Origin of the sequence: Planotetraspora sp. A-T 1434, from assembly GCF_025420585.1 — a bacterium.
Classification (GTDB): Bacteria; Actinomycetota; Actinomycetes; order Streptosporangiales; family Streptosporangiaceae; genus JAOEGB01.
In genome coordinates this window covers 345,598-362,693 of sequence record NZ_JAOEGB010000002.1, presented here as the reverse complement: position 1 = coordinate 362,693, position 17,096 = coordinate 345,598, and the positions used below count along the sequence as shown (strand labels likewise).

The window sequence follows — 17,096 nt, the reverse complement described above, 5'->3', positions numbered from 1 at the left end:
CATCCGGAGAGCGGACGAGTGCTCGCAGACTGGTGGGACTCGGCCAAGCCGAAGGAGGGAGATCACCAGCTCGTCAAGGAACTGCTCCGCACAATCGCCGATGGAACGTGGACATCACGGTGGTACGACCCTGAGGACTTGGCAAACGATCAGCCGGGTCGTCCACTGAAAGCGTTTCGGCCACGCGAGACATGAGTGGTAATGGTCCGTTTCCTGCCAGACGTGAATCCACCCCAGTTCCAACTGATCAACATCTTTGATGAGGCGGACTTCCCAGAAGACGAGTAGCGGCGTCGCCACAAGTCAGGCTTTAGTCGCCTGTGCAAACGCAACGTCTATTGCCGTACGTGCCCTATGGGAAGCATCCGGAACCAGGTGACCGTAGAGGTCGACAGTCGTGGTGATCGACTCATGGCCGAGCCACCGGGACACCTCGGAGATCGGAACGCCTTCCGCCAGAGCCGTACTCGCGAAGGTGTGTCGCAGGTCGTGAGAGGTCGTGTCCGGGAGAAGACCGGCCGCCTTGATTGCGGGTTTCCAGATGCGAGCGTTGAAGTAGTCGCGCCGCATGAGGTTGTCGCGCGAGGTCGAGAACAGGAGATCGGCGGGGGCATGGTCCGCGATGTGCTTTTCAAGCGCTTCGGAGAGGAAGGCCGGCATTGGAACCTCGCGGACCGATGCGGGACTCTTCGGAGCCGCCAAGACTGGCCGGCGATCGACGATGACCACTTGGCGGTCAATCGTGATCATCTGTTCGGCGAACCTGACACGATCCACCGAGAGGCCGAGCGCCTCACCTTGCCGCAGGCCGGCAGCAGCGCCGAGAAGGACCAACGGGCCGTACTTGCTGGGCATGGCACGGCTCAGTCTTATGACCTGCTCGGGTGACAAAAGCCGGATCACGGTTTTGGCGGCGTGAGGCAGACGGATATCCCGACAGGGTGTCTTGCTGATCAGACCGTCACGGACGGCACCGCGCATGATGCTTGCGAAGATCGTGTAAATGGTCTCGATCGTCCGAGGAGCAAGGCCCTTTGACTGGAGACCCTTGACCCACTGCTGTACGGAGGTGGGCCGGATCGACGCCAGGGAAACGGCCTCGAAGGTCGGATAGATGTGCTTCCGGAGGTGGTTCCGGTAGGTCTCCTCAGTAGTCGGCTTGTGCAGCCGAGCGGCGAGCCACTCAGGGGCGTACTCGCCGAACTTCGTCTGGCCCAGCTTGGGGTCAATCCACTCCCCGCGGGAGGTGTCCGCCTTCCGAGCAGCGTCGAAGCGTTCAGCATCGGCTTTCTTATCGAAGTTCCGCTTGGTCTGGTTTCCGGACTCGTCGCGGTAGCGGACTTGCCAGCGGTCGCCGATGCCATGCTCGGAGGTGGGAGCCTTCTTGTGTTCGGAGCATCGAGACTCGCCGGGGTTGGGCCTGGACTTGTGCCATCGATCATAGATCGTCACGACTGTTCACGCACCCAGGCAACTACATCTTCCGGGAGGTAGCGCAGATGCTTACCGATCCTGTGTCCGGTAGGGCCGATTTTCCGAGTCCGCCACTGGTACAGGGTTCCGGCAGGGACGCCAAGGAACTCGGCGACATCCTCGACAGTCCACAGACGAGACGTTGTCACTCTGGCCCTCCATTGAGACGGCGCGGTTGAGGATCAGCGGTTATCCCGGCAGCGAGGAGGGATTCACCGGGGGTGTAGCCCTGGCCGGCGAAGCTCCAGTGCGCAAGTACGAGCGTGGTGTCCGGGTCGAAAGCCCAGCCCGATTCGCGGATCTGTGCCTGTCGGTAGTCGGCCCGTGCCTGCCGCAGGGCGGTCATGGTGGTCGAGTAGGCGCGGGATCGGGTCGAGAAGTGGCCCCGGAAGCCGAGCATGTGCGCCCACTTGCGGAGCCGCAGCGTGAGCAGTTCCGGGTGTGCGACGGGGTCGCCGAGCTCCCACGCGGTGCGGATCAGCCGCGCGGCGTGGTCGGTGACGCCCTGCTGATGGAGACGGCCGAGGTCGTGAGGCCGGATACGGCGGTCCAGGGTGCCAGCTGTTTCGGCGGCTTTGGTGGCGTACTTGGCGATGTAGCCGGCAACCTTCTGCTCGGTGAGCTCGCCGGCGTCGTCGAGGTCACCCGGGGCGATGAACCGGACATCGACCTGTTGGCCCCAGACCAGGTACCGATCGGGTTGGCCGAGGTCGGGACCTTCCACCCGCACGGCAGCAGCCGCAGAGTGGATGGCCGCGTCGAGGAGCTGCACGGTGGCCCAGTCCGGCGGGGGGATCGTGGCGTCGTCTCCGTCGTCGTCGTCGGTTCGGCCGTCGAGGCGGATCACGGCATGGAAGTGGACCAGGCCGCGGGCTTGGTATTCGGCGACCTTGGCGAAGGACACCTTGACCTGACGGTTGAACGCGGCCTGAGTGAGCCCGGCAGCGCCGGCCAAGTGACGGCGCAGGTAGATCGTGAAGCGGCGCCACAGGTCACCGGCGTAGGCGTTCCACAGCACGTGACCGACGTAGTCGTAGCTGTCGGGGTCGAGGGGTTGGCCTATGCGGGGATCGTCGGCGGTATGCCGGTCGAAGCAGGCCGGCCCGGTGCGGCGGGGGTGGCACACCTGGGGTGCGCCGTGCTTGTCCGGCCCGCGATGGACAGGGCCGAAGCTGGGCGCGGTCAGCGTGGCGAGGACGCGGGGGTGAGTACGGACGGTCTCGGGAACGCCTTTGTCTCCGCCGAGCAGGCCGGCGCGGATCAGGTGGAAGGTGTCTTTGCGGTAGGTCTCGGCGCAGGAGGGGCAGCGGGAGGCGCGGCGGTTGCCGCAGCGCACGAGGAGATGCCCGTGCGGTTCGTTCCTTGTCGAGTAGGTGGCGAGGACCTCACCGGAGGCGGCATCGACGGTGTGGGTTTCGCCGGTCAGGCGGATGGGTTCGGCGCAGCCGCCGAGGCGGGCGACCTGGTCAAGCCAGCGGGTGAGGTCTTTGCCTGAGCGGCGGGCCAGGTCACGGATGACCGGCCCGACCAGCTCGGCGAGCGGCGCGGGGGCGCTCAAACGGTGATCCTCCTTGTGTCGGTGATGACGATGCGGGGGCAGCAGTTGGGGCACTGCTGGTGCAGTGGGAGCCGGCGACCGCAGGCGATGCGCCGGCGGCGGCCCGCGAGGCGGACCAGGACCGGGGCTAGGCACGGGCCGGACTCGAACGCCAGCACGCGGCGGATGGTGAGCCAGGGCTGCTCAGCCCCGGGGGCGAAGACCTCTGTGACGTGGACGCGGTGAAGGCTCACGAGGTCACCGCCGGCCCGGGCAGTCGCAGCCGGGGGTGTTGCACCAGCCGGAGGCGTTGGCCCAGGTGCGTTCGTAGATGGCCCAGCCGCCGGGTTTGGCTCCGCCGGTGTGTACGGCGTTTTGGTGACCGCATCCGGCGCAGGGCTGTTCGAGTTCGGCGAGGGTGGGAGGCATGACGGTAGCCGCCTACTGGCTGCACTTGTGGCAGGTGGTCGAGGTGCGGGGGTTGATCCCGCCGCAGCTGCACACCCAGGTCGAGGGGGTGCCGGGCGGGAGCCAGGCCGAGCCCGAGCGGAGGGGCAGCCGGCGGGGGCGAAGGTGGCGCATACTGGTGTCTCCTTTGCTTGTGGGCGAAGGGGACGCCTCACGGGGCGGCGGTTGCTGGCAGGCTTTGGCCGCCCCGTGCAGGCGTCGCAGATCAAGACCCCGGGAGTTCGGGGGTCAGCGCTTGGTGTTCGTGGCGTCCGTTCCGGTCGTGGACTGCTCGGCGAGCATGGCGTCATAGGCGTCGCGGACCACCTGAGGTTCGCCGTTGGGCCAGACGCCGTTCTGAGGTCCGTGGTCGACGCGGACGATTCGCGGCATGGCGGTGTCTCCTTTGCGTGGGCGGGAGCAGAGATGCGGTGTGGGGCGGCGGTTGCTGGCAGGCTTTGACCGACCAGGGGAGTTCAGTTGTGGTTGTCGATTCCGGTGCCGGCGCAGTCGCGGCACGTGGCGCTGTCGCAGTCGATTCCGGTGCCGTTGCAGGTGCAGCAGGCGAGACGTTCGCGCCGGGCGGCGCACGGGTTGATCGCCATCGGGGGTTCACCTCCCTACTGGGGTTCGGGGGCGGCGTGGCCGGTGCCCGAGCAGGTCAGGCAAGCGGCGTACTGCTCGACGGTGCGGCGGCGAAGACGGCCGACCACCTGAGCGGTAAGGACCTGGCCCTCCCCGTCACAATCGGGACATGGGGTCTGTGTGACCCGCACCAGAGCGTCAGCCAACATGCGGCGGTGAGCCGGGAACACCTCGCCGGCGTACGTGCGCGTGAGGTACTCGACGAGATGCTCGTAGGTGTCGGCACGCACCCATGCGGCCCGTGCGGCGTCGTCAGCGCCGACCACTTCCGGCGGGTCGTCGCGGTGGTAGGTGCCCAGGTGCGTGCGGACGGGCACGGTCACCATCCACGCCTCGTCACTGGCGCGGGGATCGGGCACATACCGAGCCGGCAGCGCCGTCCAAGCGGATGTGATGGCGTGCAGCCCGGTTTCCTCGTGCAGCTCCCGGATCGCGGCGGCTACCGGGTCCTCTCCGGGTTCGACGTGTCCCCCGGGTAGTGCCCACCCGTAGCCGTCGGCGCGTTCGACCATGACGAGCCACCGGTGCCCGTCCGGGTCTGTGGCGGTCACCATGGCGTCAGCCGCGAGGGCTTCTCCCCAGTGGCCCAGCTCGTTGCGTCCGTAGCGGATACCGGTCTGCTGGCAGGGGTTGACCGGGCGACCCTCGATCACCTTGAACGGGATGGCGGCGCGGGCCTGTCGGGCGGTCCAGTCGATACGGGTGGGGTCGGTGATCGGGTCGGCCCACCCGTCGCGGATGCCGATCGTCAGCACGTCGGGATGCGTGTACTCAACGCTGTTGGTTACCACTGGTCTCTCCTTTGCGGTCTTTGGGGCGAGGTCAGTTGGGGGTCAGCAGTGCGGGATACCGTCGTCGCAGTAGCAGGTGTTGGCGTTGGGGTCCTCGGTGATCCACCCGCAGATCAGGCACCAAGAGACGGGGTTGTATTCGTCGTCGTTCGGCATGGCGCTCCAGTCAGGTGATGATCAGGGCGGCGATGAACAGCCATCCGATGTGCCAGGACTGATCGAGCAGGTACAGGCCGTTCATCCCGCCGGTGGCCAGGTCGGCGAAGTCGCCTTTGCCGACCCGTACGGCCAGGGATCGCAGGGTGTGGCGGCGGTCGGCCCACCAGTGAGTGACAGCGGAGATCAGCAGACCGGCGGCCAGCCGGGCGGGGTCGAGGGGGAGCCCGGTGCGCCAGGCCATGAGGGTGACCGCGAGGAGAGCGGTTGCGGTGTAGGTGGCCACGTGGGCGGTGTTGGCTAGCCTTCCGGCCCAGGTCGGTGTGGACTTGGTCAGCGCTTGGCCGTGGGTCTGCACCCAGTGGTCGGCGACCATGTGCGCGGCATACAGCGAGGCGAAGACCGCGCCGAGGTCACCAGTCGCATTCACCAGACGGTCCTTTCAATTCAGGATGGACAGGAAGCCGGCGAGGTCGTCAGCGGCGGCGTGCGCGGCCCGGACGGCCTGGTTGACCAGTCCGGCGGCCGAGGCCGGGTGAGTGAACAGGTAGAACAGGGCGAACAGCACCACGGCCCGGACGACCAGCTTGCGGAGCATGGGGTTTCACCTGGCCTTCAGACCGAGACGTTGTCGCTGTAGCTCATGAGCGCGTGCCAGTCGTCCATGCGCTCCTCCGAGACCGCGACGGCGCGGTAGGTGACGGGTCCGAAGTCCCGGGCGGTGACGTAGTGGCCGCCGTCCGAGGCGGGGGCGCCGATCAGGTCGGCGATGCGGTCCACCGCCGCGCGCTGCTGGGTGTCGGTGCCGTCCGCGTGGACGGAGATCTCGGTGCCGTAGGTCGGGACGGGGACCTTGGGGTTGTCGGCCAGGAACGCGGCCAGGCGGCGCAGGCCCGCGATGAAGTCGGCGCGGGTGGTGGGGTCGGTGGTCATCACGGTTGGGCTCCTTCGGTCAGGCGGTTTCGGTGACGGGGGCGAGCCGGCGCAGCAGCTCGTGTGCGAGGTCGGGAGTGATCCGCATGCGACGGATCAGCTCATCGGCGGGGATCGGAATGCCGTGTAGCCGGGCGTACTCGGTCGCGAAGTACCGGGCGTCATCGAGGACGACAGGGCTGATCGCGGGAAGATCCGGTGCCAGGGGTGCGGAGTCGAGTTCCTGCGGCTCGTGGAGGCTCGGCAGTTCCGGCCGCTCGTCGGCAATCGCGGTGTTCGGAGGTTGGTCGGCGACGAGTTCGGCGTCCACCACGGGCGGCGGTTCGGGGGTGTGGGCGGCGCGGCGTTCGAGCATCGACATGGCGATCAGGAACGCGCCGGCAGGGGTTGCGGCGAGGATCCAGCCCCACATGCTGTGGTCGGCTTCGGCCAGGTTCGCGGCGAGGGTGAGGACGATTCCGCCGGCCAGGACCAGCGACGGCCAGGACAGCAGGCCGCGGCGACGACGGCCGGTGCGCTTGTCCCGCTGGATCTCCCGGGCGGCCATGACGCACATCAGGTCGATGCACACCGCGACCGCCCAGGAGCGCCAATCTTTCTGGCCGTTCTTGGCGGCCAGTTTGCTGATGTGGTCGAAGGAGCCCACCGCAGCGATGCCGGCGAGCACCACCACCGGCCCGGAATCGGCCAGCAGCGACCGCAGACGACGCAACATCACGGGTCTCCCTTGGAGATTCGAGGGGGTTTTCGGCATGAGTCGGGTAGGGACCTGGCGTGATCAGGGCTCACGCCAAGCCCGTACGGGAGGGGAAGGTCAGATCAGCGGTTCTAGAACGGGCAGTCCTTGACGAACTCCTGCAAGTCCTCGCGCGTGCACTGCTCGTGCGCCGCGATGTACTCCTTAGCGGCCCGGCGGTACTCCTCCAGCGTGCTTCCCTCGCACGCGGCGAGATGCGCCCGCTCCGCCGCCCCCAGTCGGTCCAGCTCCTTGTTGCCCATCGGGTTCTCCTTGTGAGCCTGATAAGCGGCACGGTCGGCTCTTACGCGACGGTGGCGGGTCAGACCGGAAGGTCTTCCAGGTCGGGGGCGGTGAACTCCTCCAGGTCGCCCAGGTCGAGGTCACCGGTCGTGGTGGTGCCGGCGGTGAGGTCGGCCCACGCGGGGGTCAGATGTGCGTGCGTGGCAGCGGCGGCTTCGGCCTGCTCTTCGGTCACGTGAACCGAGCGCATCCGGTGCCAGCGCCCTTCCGAGCCGATCACCACAGCGGTTCCCGGCATGGCCGGGGAGATCTTCCGCGCGGCCACCAGCGCGCCGGGGTCCATGTCGCCGAGCGCCATCTTGGCTGTCTCTTCGTCGTTGACCATGTGGCAGATCCGCCCGGTGAGCTGCGCTCGAAGGGCGGTGACGCCGGGGCCGAGGTCGGAGCCGACCCGCTGCCCGCACACCACCAGGTAGATCCCGAAGGCGCGGCCAAGCTGGGCCACCCGCAGCAACCGTGTGGCGACCGCGGAGACCTCGTCTTGCTCCTTCTTCTTGTCGGCCATCAGGAACAGTTCGGCCACCTCGTCCACGAGGACGACGATCGGGGTAGGCCGCTCGACCTCGGGCAGGCGCGGGTGCCAGATGTTCTTGACCCGGTGCCGGCGGCACAAGGCCATGCGGTCTTTGATGATGCCGACCAGGTCGGCGAGCAGGTCCGCGCATTCGGCCCGCTCGGTCGCCAAGGCGGACATGCGCGCCTCATACGGGGTGAACTCCACCCCGCCCTTGAGGTCGAAGCCGACCAGCGCAACCGGCTGCGGTGCCAGCCCGACCACCAGGTCATTGGCGAGATTCGATTTACCGGACTGGGTCGCGCCGACGTTGAGCCAGTGCGGCACCGTGCGGAAGTCGACGGTGAACGGGTCCCCGGTGTCGAGCAGACCGACGCGCACCCGCAGCAGCCCATCGGACAGGACCGGGATCGTCACCGACTCCAAAGGATCGGTCAGGGTGGCGACCAACGTGACCTTGCCAGGCTTCCATGAGACGAGCCGCACGGAATGGACCTTCCAGGCGTGGGAGAGCTTGTCCAGCACCCGCCCGTAGTCCTCCGGGGTCTGCCCGTCATGCAGCCGAACCGTGATCCGAAACCCCAGCGAAGTCGGCCGGATCACCCCCAACCGGGGAGCCCGCTCGACATCGACACGGCGCAGCTTGCGGCGCTGCTTCATCAGCATGACCATGACTCAGCCCCCCAATCCGGGGAAGGTCCACCGCCAGCGCTGACGACGCCTCGCCAGCCCGCAACCGGAGGCCACGGCCTTCCACGTGCTGTAGACCACCAGCGCCTTGACCGGGAAGCCCACCACCAGCCAGAACGACACTCGGTGCAGACGACGCCACACCAGCAGTCCCGCGATTATGGCCGCGACGGTCACAGTCCCCGGAATCAGGTAGTCGGTCATACTGGGGTCCTCCTTTCCTTTCCTCGTGAGTGGTTGGGAGACCCCGGGGCGGCGGAAGCTGCCAGGCGAACGGCCGTCCCGGGACCTACCTCGTGGTTGCTCAGGCCGACGGTGCGACCTCGTGCGCCGGGCGGATCGCCTCGCAGCGAAACCCGAGCCCCGACCGGCCGTTCATCTGCCAGTAGAAGGCAGACAGACCCACCGGGCGAACCTGCACCCCCTGCGGGATGTGCGGGAAGTCGATCGAGGGGAACGTCACCACGATCACCGGGTTACGACGGTCGTCGTTCGGCTGCGGCAGCAGCGGAATCGTGTACAGGTCACGACCCTCCGCATCCCGCTTCACCTCACCCGTAGCCCGATCCACAATCTTCGGCTCAGGCTCGCCGGCGACCGTGAACGCCAGACCCGAGATGTCCACCGGAATGTTTCGCATTACATGTCCTCCGATCCGTGTAGGACTCCCTACACGAAAGACTGTACAGTGCCCCCTACACGGTCGTCAAGGGGGTCCTATACGGAACTTCTGTCTAGGGGGAGCTATACGAGTCACGTACACTGAGTGCATGAAAGAAGAGGACGCGAGCGAGGCGGTCACTACCGCTCTCGGTCACCTCGATCGCGCCTACGACGCTGCCGCCGAAGCGATTCGAGCTGAATCCGATCCCCGCCGAGCATTCGAGCGCTCTACTGAGCTCGTCGAGGCGATTCGCCGGCTGTATGAAGCATCGGGCGACCTGCGAGCGCAATCAGCCGCTCGGATCTTCGAATCCGAAAAAATGTCGCTGTCGGTGCTGGCGAACCACATCGGAGTATCGAAAGCCCGCGCAGCGCAGCTCATCAACACTGCGAAGGCGATCAACAAGCCTGACAAGCCTCAGAAGTCCTGATCCACCCCCAGGGAGGGACGCGCATGACGACCAACACGACCGTTCGTGTCGAGGTCTGGCCTGTATCCGCCGACCGCGCCGGGCTATGGCTGCTCAGCGGTTCCGACGCCTGGCGGTCTGCCCCCATCCAGCAGGACCGTGACCCTCACTCAACCGTCGAGGCCATCCTTTCCGATCACGGTATCCTGACCGACGTCAAGCTCTTGCACTCCACGTCGTGGCGAGTCGATAGCCTGCACGCCACTTCATGGAGAGCCGAAGACGATTCCGTCATCCTGACCTACCTCGCCGTGATCGGATGCTCGGATTTCGTTCATGAAAACTGGCCGACGGCAACGCCGATCAGCCCTGCGGTTGCCGAAGCGGTTGGTAAGGCGATCCCTGTTGACGCTGCCGATGCACCGCTCCCGCGATACATCGACGTCCTGTTGCACGGTCTTCGTCACCTCCGGTTCCTGCTCTACACCGACTCGTCAGCACGAAACGCGCTCTGCGATACGTGGCGTGGTCACCTCGCCGCCTTTGAGCCCGCTCTTGCCGGCATGTACGACCACGAGCGCGGGGAGAAGCCGATCATGCTGCCTGACACCAGCGCCCTTCAGCGGCAGTGAGTGAGGAGCAATGCCAATGATCGAGACGACCGCCAGCGAACGACACGACTGGCAGCAGCAGAGCCATGCAGTCCTCGGGCGTCTACTCGACCGAGCCCACGACGAGGGACTACCCGTGATCGCGTGGACGATCACTGACGCTGGAGCCGGACCCTTGATCGTGGGTAATTGCTACGCTCCCGACCCCATCCAGCGTCGTCACGACTTCGAGACCTGGGCTGAGATTCTGCAAGCCACGGCATGGCCGAACGGTATCCAGCGCGACGGCGTTTTTCGCCTGCATGCCCACTCCAACGGGTTCGACGGGGCTGTATCCGTGTCGGTGTCAGCCGAGTTCGCGACCGACGAGACGAGCTGACCTGTTACCGATTTCCCTACGTCGTCAAGCCGCCGCTTTCGCGGCGGGGGGCAGCGGAGGGCGAGGAGGGGAGGGGCGGTAAGGAGAGGGATGCCAGGAGGGGGCAGTCTCGACAATCCAGGGGAGGAGGCGGTCCGTAGGAAAGGGACCGCCGGGGGTGAGATCGGCGAGGTGGGCTGTTTCCTGGGCTGCTTTCGGGGCACCGCGGGGGATCGAGTGAGGGGGATGCACAGCGCAGCCCGGTTGCCATCACGGCCCGCACTCGAAGAGAGCACACGGACGAAAGAGTCAATCCGTTGGACCGCGCGCCCGCCCTCCGGCGGGCTGCGGCTCTTCGGCCGGTCCCGCCGTCGGCGGCGCGCACCACGCCGACAAGCGGCGTGGCGTCACTAGATGGCGGCATTGGCTTGTGCCGATGGAAGTTCTCTCCCAATGGTGAACGGTCATGGCGATGAGCAGACACGAAGCCGAGGAGACCCGGAGACCGAGGGGCGACGCTGGCGGGAGATGGAAGAAGGGGCGAGGAGGAGGCGGGAAGGTGCAAGGGGAAGACCTTGGGGCGCTGCCCCAAACCCCGGGGCGCTCCGGCTCCGGGATGATCGCGATTCACAGGCGGCAGGCTCGTCAGTGGTTGAGGTAGGAGCCCTGATCTTCCCGTCCGCCTTCGACCCGCCCGTAGGGGCAGCAGACCGACTCCTACAGGTCAAGCCCGGCTGTGCAGGCAGGGCAACCAGTGCACGAGGAAGTCCACCGGGAACATGTACACGCGAAGCCGAGCTTGCCCCTCCGTCGCCGGCCCGCTGCCCCTACGGGCGGGTCGAAGGCGGACGGGAAGATCAGGGCGGGGCGTAGGAGTCGGCTGATAGCACGGACCGGCTAGGCCTCGGATATAGATGAGCAAAGTGGCGGTGCATCGCCGGGAACGAGCGCCATCCGCTCAGAGGGGGCCCTGGACTTGAGACAGATACGCCCTGACACCCAGTGGATATGTCGTCGATAACACGGCGACTCGCGCCGGAGGTCGGCGCGAGGCATCGTGTTTTCTGGGCTACTCGAAAATGTTTGGGACCGGGATCTTGTTGACGCGACGATTAGCGTTCCAAGCCGAGGCAACCGCCAGGTGGGCTGCTTTGAGGCGTCCCTTGGTGCCGTCGAGGCGGGTGTTGTTGTTGGTGGCGGCGATTTGGATCTTTGCCTTGAAGGTCGCGGGGTCGCCCTGGCGCTTGAGCTTCTGCGCCAACTCGGCGGGCTTGACCACATCGGGATGCCGGCTGATCACGATGGCGATACCTCCGATGATGACGGAGTGCCAGGTGTCAGGAGTGCGGCCCCATGCCTCCTCGGCGATGGTGAGTGACTGGTCCAGGACATCGGGACCGTACTCCTTGACTACATCGAGGATTCCCTTGATGCCTCGTACAGCGTTGACGGCACGGGTGCCGACCTTGAGCTGGTGCTTTTCGAGGACGGTATTGGTGTCCACGAACAGCGGGTGTCCAGCTACCACGCCGATCCTGAACTCATCGGTCGGGCCGACCTTCGAGGACTCCTTATTCTTGATGATGAACAGGGACGCCTCGTTGGCCATCGACAGGCGAGAGTGGACCTCACAGGTGATGGTCTGAACGGCATCGCGGACCTCATCCCGGACGGTAACTGTCTCCGCCAGGATGAGCTGGCAGGCGTAGATTCGGTGCATGCCGTCCACCGCGTACATGCCATCGTCGTCGCGGTGCGAGATGATCGGCGTTCCGAGAGCGGTGGGAACGAGTTTCTCAGCGATGGTTTTAGCACGGGTCTTGTTGAGGCTGCGCTGCGCCCGATGATCGAACTTGATGATCCTCGGATCCACCTCGACGTACTTGATCGGATGATCCGGAATGTCGTAGCTGTAGTCCTTGCTGGACAAACCCCTACTCCTCCCGTGTCAGCACCCCAGCGGGGGTGACGGCGACACGTAGTCAGCTCCCGAATGCGGGAGACGGCGACCTAACAGCGATCAGACTACAGACTGATTTGTCGCTTCACAGAGGAATTCAAGAAATACAGTCTGGAATTCGAATAGCACCAGGTCAGGGTGACAGGGAGCGCCCGAAAGCAACCCATGGTGAGGGTGATGTGCACGAGCATGCGGTCATTCTGAATGAATTGGCGCAGGACCTTCGTCCGATGTCGTGGGGTGTCGTCTGGTTCGAGAACCTAACAGCTGAGGACCAGTTGGTCGTGCTAGGCGATCTCGCCAACTACTGCATTCAGGCTGGTGCCGTCGTCGAGGATGGGCCAGAGAGTGTCCTCTTGGCGGGGATACGGCTCACCCATACTCCGGCGGTACTGATAACTCGGGGGCGACTGGCTGAGCAACTGGCGAAGATTATCAATCTGCCACAGGACGAGCGCGCCAAGGCATTCCGTCTTCTGATCGCGCTTCTGACTGTCGCGGACGGGCGCCGACGTGAGCGCTACTGCGCCGGCGGATGCAGCCACGCATGGCACCAACTGAGGAACCAGCGCGAAACGGAACGGCCACTGCCCAATTATGAAGGGGGTGTGGACCCCTAAATGAGATGAACCTGGTCGGCCTAGTGCTGCGTACAGCAACCGCTACAGCAACGCCGCCTCACACGACCACACACCACCGGCCCGTAACTGCCTCTTCAGCAGGGCGACGAGCCCTCTCCGTCGTGACTGGCTCCCGTTTGCAAGCAGGCGGTCATGGGTGACGCGCCAGCAGACGCGGGCAGGTACCGGGAGGCTTCAGGGCACAGCCAGGGCACATAAACGCGAAAAGCAACGCGAAACGATGAAGCCCGGCGAGCACTGAAAGACCAGCTTAAAGCGCGAGCTGAGCAGTCGTCGCAGGTCAGCCAGCAGGACGGATCAGATCTACGACTTGTAACCAGCCCCGCCACGCCTGTCCGGGCGGATAGCAGGGGCCATCAAGGACCTACGAGATAATGATTGGTCTTGGCTGTGATGTGCCGTCAAGCTGGAGGGGGACGATCTGGTGGGGTTCTTCGGCACCTATTTGTATGACGGAAGCCGCTGGCTGGAGCACGAGGCCGATCAACATCTCGATCTCGCCGAGCCCTGGCTCATGGTCAGTATTCATGACAGCGACATCACCACTGTGGTCTATCGGCCGGCAGGGCCGGGCTCTGGCGTCGCTTATCTGGGTGTTACCCCGCGTACCTACTTCGAGGATTCGGAGGCCTCAGCGCCTACCGACCCGGCACTTGAAGCGGCAGGACTGGCGAACTGGTGGGGGCAGGTACACGGCGTTACCAGCGATGCCGAGCGCAAGGCGAAAGAGCGCCAACTGGAGGCTTACCTTGCCGAGGACATTGACCCGGGGGAGATCAACGCGGATGAGGATGAAGACGTTGACGACCTTGATGATGCAGAGATCTTCGTGGAGGTGAAGACCGGCGCCTTCCTCGGGACACTGGATCTGCCTATACCTGATGATCTCTCCCGGTAATACCAGTAGTGACCGGGAGCGGGTAGCCGCTACCGCAGTGCAGCCGGGGCACTTTGGGGGCACACGCGCTCCGAAAACGCTGGCAAGCGATGACAACGAACGGAAGCGTTCCCGCAGGTAGCTTCTGGTGCGGAGCGATTCGCCGCAGGTAGGGGGCGGGCAGAATTTGAACCCGGCCTACAGGCCGACTCGTCCGCCCCTCACCTCTTTGACCTGGGCTTATGTTCGGGTCAAGTGCCGCTGTTCCGGCGCTGTTCCGTCAGCGCTACAGCGATCATGGTTTCGACGGGACCTCTGCCGAGATTCATCGTCGGGAAACAGGGGGCCGTATGTGTCCATCGTCTCGGCGATGGTGGCATGCCCAAGACACGCCTGAATGACCTTCGGATTCAAGTTAGCTCGGAAGAGACTCGACGCGTAGAAGTGTCGCAGGTCGTGAAAGCGCGTCCGGGCACCCTCGTCTGGCTCGTCGCGTGGCGGGTGAGGGATCACGCTGGACACGCCGACGACCTGGCCCAGGCCCGGCACCAGGCGGATGAGCTGCCTGTCGATGGGCCAGCTCACGCTGAACGCGGCGGGTGACCGAGCTCTAGGCGCGCACCACCTCCTCCGGCCTGGCCGAGGCGGGCGGCACCGGCACCTCCGCCTGACGACCTGCCCGCACCAGCAGCCGGCCAGCACCGGGATCAGAGCGAGCACCAGCAGCGCCCGGCGAATGCCGCTACCACCCAACACGGCCGAACGGCAGCCCGCTGAACTCCTTGACGTTGAGAACCGCTCCCCTAGATTCATGAAGGGACCCTTTCCTTTTATCAGGGGCCGACGGGCCTCAACTCGACTCCCGAGCTGATGACACTCTTCGTAACGGTCCTCCGTATGGCCTTCCCGCAAGTCTTGTACATCCGCAAGAAGGACAGCGCGCGAGACAAGAAGGCAAGATGGCGCGTGATGAGCGAACGGACTACCTGCGGGTCTCGATCGGCGGCCGGAAAGTGGCGGCACCTCTCGTGACTGCGGCCTACATGCCTCTGCTGGGATGGGCGCAGATTAGTGGGGGGTCGGGTTGAGCGCAGCGATGCCCTTGTTCACCCAATTTCTGGAAGACTGCCGCACATGGGGCGTGCTCTCGCATGGGTCGGAACCTGGTTGGGCTTGATCTCGGGCCTCAGCCTCATGCACATTGCGGCTTTCGAATCCAGAGATCCACTTGCCTGGAGACTGCTCCTCTTCGCGATAGGTGCCTTGCTCTTCGCACACCTGCTTAGAGGCACCATTAGGGAATGGCTAGCCTGGAGACGATACCGCTCCGGTGATTCGTCCGCCAAGCATGTTTCCCGCCGGGCAACGGTTGAGGGCGAGCTGAGGGCCACGCCCATTCTCGATTGGAAGCATCCACGGGTACTGGGGTTGGTGGCCGAAGTCCAGGACGGAAGCGGCGGGACGGACAGGGATCTCCTGGTCACGGCCCATCGGCTTATCACCGCACGGGTGCGGCCTGTGTACGCCATGAACGAGAAGCAGCCTGTCTCCAGGACGCTCCTCCTGGAGCGCGGCTCGTGCAGCCAGCGGCTGGCGCTCATGGAAGCTGTGGCGCGGGCCTGTGGGATCGCCAGCCGGGTCAGAGGATTGCTGGTAGACGGACGTTTCTGGTACACGCGATTTCCCCGGCTCCGACCGTTTATCCCTCACCAGGTGATGCTTGCCTGGCCGGAGTTCCAGCTCGACAGTCGGTGGGTAAGCGTCTCAGAGCTGTACGGCGACCTGGACACGTTGCAGAAGGCCGGCAGATTCGCCAATGATGGCGGTGAGACGCTCTTCGACGCGGTTGCCCGCACCGCCGTGGACTGGGACGGCCTCACCTGCTCATCATGCGACCTATCCGGCTATGTGCTGGCTGATCTGGGTTATTTCAGCTGCCGTGATGTCCTGTTCAGGACGCATGGCCAAACGTTGTGTCTGCCGGTTCGCATCCCCGCGGACATCATCATGAGTCGTTGGGCGGCTTGAGTTCCTGTCCGCTTCTCGAGATTGTCACGACATAACACGGCTGGGCCGGGGCGCTTTCGGCAGTGCACATTCAGGGCATTCACCGCCGTTGATCAGCAAGACGCACGCCGTTTCGGCGCCGGCTCAGGCCGTGAACGCGGTGACGGCCCCTCTGGCCTCCGATGTGACGACCGCTCAGCAGGTCGCGGCGTTCTGGCTCGCCGACGGGGGCGCCAACCTGAAGAACGCCACGCCCTACGCCGTGCAGACCTACTTCGACGGCGAGTTCTACGGTGTCTACAGCGCGGCCAAGAACCTCTGGTCCGGCTCCATCGCATAGACGACCGCCGTACATCTCCGCCGCGCCCGCCCACCCGGGCGGGTGCGGCAGGCCCCCGCATTCATCCGATCCGTGACGTTTCGTGAGGCTCCGGCGAGGAATCGGGGCGATTCACTGCGTCGCGGCGGTTAGCAGGGCGTGGAACTGCTTCAACAGGGCCGTATCGCCCGAGATGCGTACGGATGTGTCGTCGCCGCGGTTCCAGAGCCAGAGCAGGAGCGCGACCGCGTCCCCGCTCACCAGCGCGTCCCCGTCGAAGCCCATGGCCGCGTCCTTCACGTTCACATGGCCGGGCTGGGCGCTGTGGCCCGCCACGGCCGTCAGCGTCCAGGCGTGGTGGCTCGTGGAGACCGAGACCGGGCGCTCGTCCGGCGCGTCGAGAAGGGTGCCGAAGTCGTCCAGCCAGCGGGTGCTCCCGTAGCCGACGAACAGCCGCAGGACCTCGTCGATCCCGTCGAGGGCCAGATCGTCCGGGACGGGGGACACCGGACACCCCGCCGCGAGCTCCGCGTCGACGCGATGGATCACCGTCTCCTGAGCCATGCGGCGGATCCAGAAGCCGACGGTCTGATCGGACTCGTACCATGTGGCCGCGGGGTCGGCCGGGGAGTGCGCCGAGAACATCTCGGTCAGCACGGCATGGGTCTTGTCCAGCGAGGTCACGGGATCGGGGTCGAGGACGCCGGGCGGCCACTCTTCGGGGAAGGCCCCGAGCCGGATGCACTCGGCCTTGTGCAGGTAGACCTCGGCGACATGTCGCGCGAGATCGCCGACGGACCAGCCGGGGCACGACGGTACGCGCGCCGACGGATCGGCACTGACGACGGCGGCACGCAGCAGGGCGAAGTCGTCCTCAAGACAGCTGAGAAGCCGGGAGAAGTCCATCGTCACATGGAACCAGCCATCCCCGGCATCCATAAACCCATTTCCGGGAGCGGGTGCTCCTCCACGGTGCTCCTGGGGGGACGATGCACCTCGTATGGGCGGCCGTGCCAAGACTGACG

27 protein-coding genes are annotated in these 17,096 nt (G+C 65.6%); 7 read left to right on the top strand and 20 right to left on the bottom strand.

From position 1 onward, the window contains the following. Positions 1 to 303 precede the first annotated feature (303 nt). The 17 genes from N5079_RS04995 to N5079_RS04920 form a co-directional block, all read right to left on the bottom strand. Positions 304 to 1,452 carry a tyrosine-type recombinase/integrase gene (locus N5079_RS04995; RefSeq protein WP_261582219.1) on the bottom strand — a complete coding sequence of 383 codons (1,149 nt, stop codon included), beginning with the start codon at positions 1,450 to 1,452 and terminating at the stop codon, positions 304 to 306. Then, the gene (locus N5079_RS04990) at positions 1,449 to 1,622 is read right to left on the bottom strand and encodes a helix-turn-helix domain-containing protein (RefSeq protein ID WP_261582217.1); all 174 of its coding nucleotides are present in this window, start codon (positions 1,620 to 1,622) and stop codon (positions 1,449 to 1,451) included. Before N5079_RS04990 ends, N5079_RS04995 begins: the two co-directional genes overlap by 4 nt. Continuing rightward, positions 1,619 to 3,031 (bottom strand): replication initiator, encoded by a 1,413-nt coding sequence (locus N5079_RS04985; protein WP_261582216.1) that lies wholly within the window; start codon positions 3,029 to 3,031, stop codon positions 1,619 to 1,621. The genes N5079_RS04990 and N5079_RS04985 overlap by 4 nt, the downstream gene beginning before the upstream one ends. After that, positions 3,028 to 3,264: a hypothetical protein gene (locus N5079_RS04980; RefSeq protein ID WP_261582214.1), complete on the bottom strand. Its 237-nt coding sequence runs from the start codon at positions 3,262 to 3,264 to the stop codon at positions 3,028 to 3,030. Before N5079_RS04980 ends, N5079_RS04985 begins: the two co-directional genes overlap by 4 nt. A gap of 4 nt (positions 3,265 to 3,268) precedes the next feature. Beyond that, entirely contained in the window at positions 3,269 to 3,439 is a 171-nt protein-coding gene (locus tag N5079_RS04975; protein WP_261582212.1) for a hypothetical protein, read from the bottom strand. A 12-nt stretch (positions 3,440 to 3,451) separates the two neighbouring features. Further along, complete coding sequence (locus N5079_RS04970; protein ID WP_261582211.1) at positions 3,452 to 3,592, bottom strand: hypothetical protein; 141 nt, start codon at positions 3,590 to 3,592, stop codon at positions 3,452 to 3,454. Positions 3,593 to 3,706: 114 nt separating this feature from the next. Next, positions 3,707 to 3,850: a hypothetical protein gene (locus N5079_RS04965; RefSeq protein WP_261582210.1), complete on the bottom strand. Its 144-nt coding sequence runs from the start codon at positions 3,848 to 3,850 to the stop codon at positions 3,707 to 3,709. A gap of 83 nt (positions 3,851 to 3,933) precedes the next feature. After that, on the bottom strand, positions 3,934 to 4,062 hold the full coding sequence (locus N5079_RS04960; RefSeq protein ID WP_261582209.1) for a hypothetical protein: 129 nt from the start codon (positions 4,060 to 4,062) through the stop codon (positions 3,934 to 3,936). 15 nt (positions 4,063 to 4,077) lie between these two features. After that, on the bottom strand, positions 4,078 to 4,893 hold the full coding sequence (locus tag N5079_RS04955; protein WP_261582208.1) for an NUDIX domain-containing protein: 816 nt from the start codon (positions 4,891 to 4,893) through the stop codon (positions 4,078 to 4,080). A 166-nt stretch (positions 4,894 to 5,059) separates the two neighbouring features. Further along, a complete protein-coding gene (locus N5079_RS04950) occupies positions 5,060 to 5,479 on the bottom strand; it encodes a DUF3307 domain-containing protein (protein ID WP_261582207.1) in 420 nt (139 codons plus the stop codon). Positions 5,480 to 5,491: 12 nt separating this feature from the next. Beyond that, positions 5,492 to 5,647, bottom strand: coding sequence for a hypothetical protein (locus tag N5079_RS04945; protein ID WP_261582206.1), 156 nt, complete (start codon positions 5,645 to 5,647; stop codon positions 5,492 to 5,494). A gap of 17 nt (positions 5,648 to 5,664) precedes the next feature. Next, positions 5,665 to 5,982 carry a hypothetical protein gene (locus N5079_RS04940; RefSeq protein WP_261582204.1) on the bottom strand — a complete coding sequence of 106 codons (318 nt, stop codon included), beginning with the start codon at positions 5,980 to 5,982 and terminating at the stop codon, positions 5,665 to 5,667. A 19-nt stretch (positions 5,983 to 6,001) separates the two neighbouring features. Beyond that, positions 6,002 to 6,697, bottom strand: a complete 696-nt coding sequence (locus N5079_RS04935; protein ID WP_315967781.1) for a DUF2637 domain-containing protein — start codon at positions 6,695 to 6,697, stop codon at positions 6,002 to 6,004. A gap of 113 nt (positions 6,698 to 6,810) precedes the next feature. Further along, the gene (locus N5079_RS04930) at positions 6,811 to 6,981 is read right to left on the bottom strand and encodes a hypothetical protein (protein WP_261582203.1); all 171 of its coding nucleotides are present in this window, start codon (positions 6,979 to 6,981) and stop codon (positions 6,811 to 6,813) included. A gap of 59 nt (positions 6,982 to 7,040) precedes the next feature. Beyond that, on the bottom strand, positions 7,041 to 8,207 hold the full coding sequence (locus N5079_RS04925) for an FtsK/SpoIIIE domain-containing protein (RefSeq protein WP_315967780.1): 1,167 nt from the start codon (positions 8,205 to 8,207) through the stop codon (positions 7,041 to 7,043). A gap of 3 nt (positions 8,208 to 8,210) precedes the next feature. Beyond that, positions 8,211 to 8,429 (bottom strand): hypothetical protein, encoded by a 219-nt coding sequence (locus N5079_RS35305; RefSeq protein WP_315967779.1) that lies wholly within the window; start codon positions 8,427 to 8,429, stop codon positions 8,211 to 8,213. 100 nt (positions 8,430 to 8,529) lie between these two features. Then, positions 8,530 to 8,850: a hypothetical protein gene (locus tag N5079_RS04920; protein WP_261582201.1), complete on the bottom strand. Its 321-nt coding sequence runs from the start codon at positions 8,848 to 8,850 to the stop codon at positions 8,530 to 8,532. Positions 8,851 to 8,995: 145 nt separating this feature from the next. On the opposite strand from N5079_RS04920, the gene N5079_RS04915 reads away from it, so the two are divergent. Genes N5079_RS04915 through N5079_RS04905 form a run of 3 tightly spaced genes read left to right on the top strand, consistent with a single transcriptional unit; the run spans position 8,996 to position 10,288 of the window. After that, on the top strand, positions 8,996 to 9,319 hold the full coding sequence (locus N5079_RS04915; protein WP_261582199.1) for a hypothetical protein: 324 nt from the start codon (positions 8,996 to 8,998) through the stop codon (positions 9,317 to 9,319). Positions 9,320 to 9,342: 23 nt separating this feature from the next. Next, positions 9,343 to 9,930 carry a hypothetical protein gene (locus N5079_RS04910; RefSeq protein WP_261582198.1) on the top strand — a complete coding sequence of 196 codons (588 nt, stop codon included), beginning with the start codon at positions 9,343 to 9,345 and terminating at the stop codon, positions 9,928 to 9,930. Positions 9,931 to 9,946: 16 nt separating this feature from the next. Further along, positions 9,947 to 10,288, top strand: coding sequence for a hypothetical protein (locus tag N5079_RS04905; protein ID WP_261582196.1), 342 nt, complete (start codon positions 9,947 to 9,949; stop codon positions 10,286 to 10,288). A 1,048-nt stretch (positions 10,289 to 11,336) separates the two neighbouring features. Here the strand turns inward: N5079_RS04905 and N5079_RS04900 are convergent. Continuing rightward, on the bottom strand, positions 11,337 to 12,197 hold the full coding sequence (locus tag N5079_RS04900; protein WP_261582195.1) for a DUF6551 family protein: 861 nt from the start codon (positions 12,195 to 12,197) through the stop codon (positions 11,337 to 11,339). 209 nt (positions 12,198 to 12,406) lie between these two features. Between N5079_RS04900 and N5079_RS04895 the strand changes: the two genes are divergently transcribed. Continuing rightward, the gene (locus N5079_RS04895; RefSeq protein WP_261582194.1) at positions 12,407 to 12,847 is read left to right on the top strand and encodes a DUF5958 family protein; all 441 of its coding nucleotides are present in this window, start codon (positions 12,407 to 12,409) and stop codon (positions 12,845 to 12,847) included. A 445-nt stretch (positions 12,848 to 13,292) separates the two neighbouring features. After that, positions 13,293 to 13,766, top strand: coding sequence for a hypothetical protein (locus N5079_RS04890; RefSeq protein ID WP_261582193.1), 474 nt, complete (start codon positions 13,293 to 13,295; stop codon positions 13,764 to 13,766). A 219-nt stretch (positions 13,767 to 13,985) separates the two neighbouring features. Here the strand turns inward: N5079_RS04890 and N5079_RS35460 are convergent, their stop codons facing one another. Further along, complete coding sequence (locus N5079_RS35460) at positions 13,986 to 14,558, bottom strand: tyrosine-type recombinase/integrase (protein WP_410007740.1); 573 nt, start codon at positions 14,556 to 14,558, stop codon at positions 13,986 to 13,988. Positions 14,559 to 15,272: 714 nt separating this feature from the next. Between N5079_RS35460 and N5079_RS04885 the strand changes: the two genes are divergently transcribed. Next, positions 15,273 to 15,773: a transglutaminase-like domain-containing protein gene (locus N5079_RS04885; protein ID WP_261582192.1), complete on the top strand. Its 501-nt coding sequence runs from the start codon at positions 15,273 to 15,275 to the stop codon at positions 15,771 to 15,773. An 88-nt stretch (positions 15,774 to 15,861) separates the two neighbouring features. Then, on the top strand, positions 15,862 to 16,092 hold the full coding sequence (locus tag N5079_RS04880) for a hypothetical protein (protein WP_261582191.1): 231 nt from the start codon (positions 15,862 to 15,864) through the stop codon (positions 16,090 to 16,092). A gap of 111 nt (positions 16,093 to 16,203) precedes the next feature. Here N5079_RS04880 and N5079_RS04875 read toward each other — a convergent pair whose 3' ends face one another. Next, positions 16,204 to 17,010 (bottom strand): maleylpyruvate isomerase family mycothiol-dependent enzyme, encoded by an 807-nt coding sequence (locus N5079_RS04875; RefSeq protein ID WP_261582189.1) that lies wholly within the window; start codon positions 17,008 to 17,010, stop codon positions 16,204 to 16,206. Between the last annotated feature and the right edge of the window lie 86 nt (positions 17,011 to 17,096).

What these genes read in the sequence shown, in the direction of transcription:
- N5079_RS04975 (WP_261582212.1), bottom strand. Translation starts at nt 3,439, where the DNA reads ATGCCTCCCACCCTCGCCGAACTCGAACAGCCCTGCGCCGGATGCGGT.
- N5079_RS04970 (WP_261582211.1), bottom strand. Translation starts at nt 3,592, where the DNA reads ATGCGCCACCTTCGCCCCCGCCGGCTGCCCCTCCGCTCGGGCTCGGCC.
- N5079_RS04965 (WP_261582210.1), bottom strand. Translation starts at nt 3,850, where the DNA reads ATGCCGCGAATCGTCCGCGTCGACCACGGACCTCAGAACGGCGTCTGG.
- N5079_RS04960 (WP_261582209.1), bottom strand. Translation starts at nt 4,062, where the DNA reads ATGGCGATCAACCCGTGCGCCGCCCGGCGCGAACGTCTCGCCTGCTGC.
- N5079_RS04945 (WP_261582206.1), bottom strand. Translation starts at nt 5,647, where the DNA reads ATGCTCCGCAAGCTGGTCGTCCGGGCCGTGGTGCTGTTCGCCCTGTTC.
- N5079_RS04940 (WP_261582204.1), bottom strand. Translation starts at nt 5,982, where the DNA reads ATGACCACCGACCCCACCACCCGCGCCGACTTCATCGCGGGCCTGCGC.
- N5079_RS04935 (WP_315967781.1), bottom strand. Translation starts at nt 6,697, where the DNA reads ATGTTGCGTCGTCTGCGGTCGCTGCTGGCCGATTCCGGGCCGGTGGTG.
- N5079_RS04930 (WP_261582203.1), bottom strand. Translation starts at nt 6,981, where the DNA reads ATGGGCAACAAGGAGCTGGACCGACTGGGGGCGGCGGAGCGGGCGCAT.
- N5079_RS04925 (WP_315967780.1), bottom strand. Translation starts at nt 8,207, where the DNA reads ATGGTCATGCTGATGAAGCAGCGCCGCAAGCTGCGCCGTGTCGATGTC.
- N5079_RS35305 (WP_315967779.1), bottom strand. Translation starts at nt 8,429, where the DNA reads ATGACCGACTACCTGATTCCGGGGACTGTGACCGTCGCGGCCATAATC.
- N5079_RS04915 (WP_261582199.1), top strand. Translation starts at nt 8,996, where the DNA reads ATGAAAGAAGAGGACGCGAGCGAGGCGGTCACTACCGCTCTCGGTCAC.
- N5079_RS04910 (WP_261582198.1), top strand. Translation starts at nt 9,343, where the DNA reads ATGACGACCAACACGACCGTTCGTGTCGAGGTCTGGCCTGTATCCGCC.
- N5079_RS04905 (WP_261582196.1), top strand. Translation starts at nt 9,947, where the DNA reads ATGATCGAGACGACCGCCAGCGAACGACACGACTGGCAGCAGCAGAGC.
- N5079_RS35460 (WP_410007740.1), bottom strand. Translation starts at nt 14,558, where the DNA reads ATGAATCTAGGGGAGCGGTTCTCAACGTCAAGGAGTTCAGCGGGCTGC.
- N5079_RS04885 (WP_261582192.1), top strand. Translation starts at nt 15,273, where the DNA reads ATGAACGAGAAGCAGCCTGTCTCCAGGACGCTCCTCCTGGAGCGCGGC.
- N5079_RS04875 (WP_261582189.1), bottom strand. Translation starts at nt 17,010, where the DNA reads ATGGATGCCGGGGATGGCTGGTTCCATGTGACGATGGACTTCTCCCGG.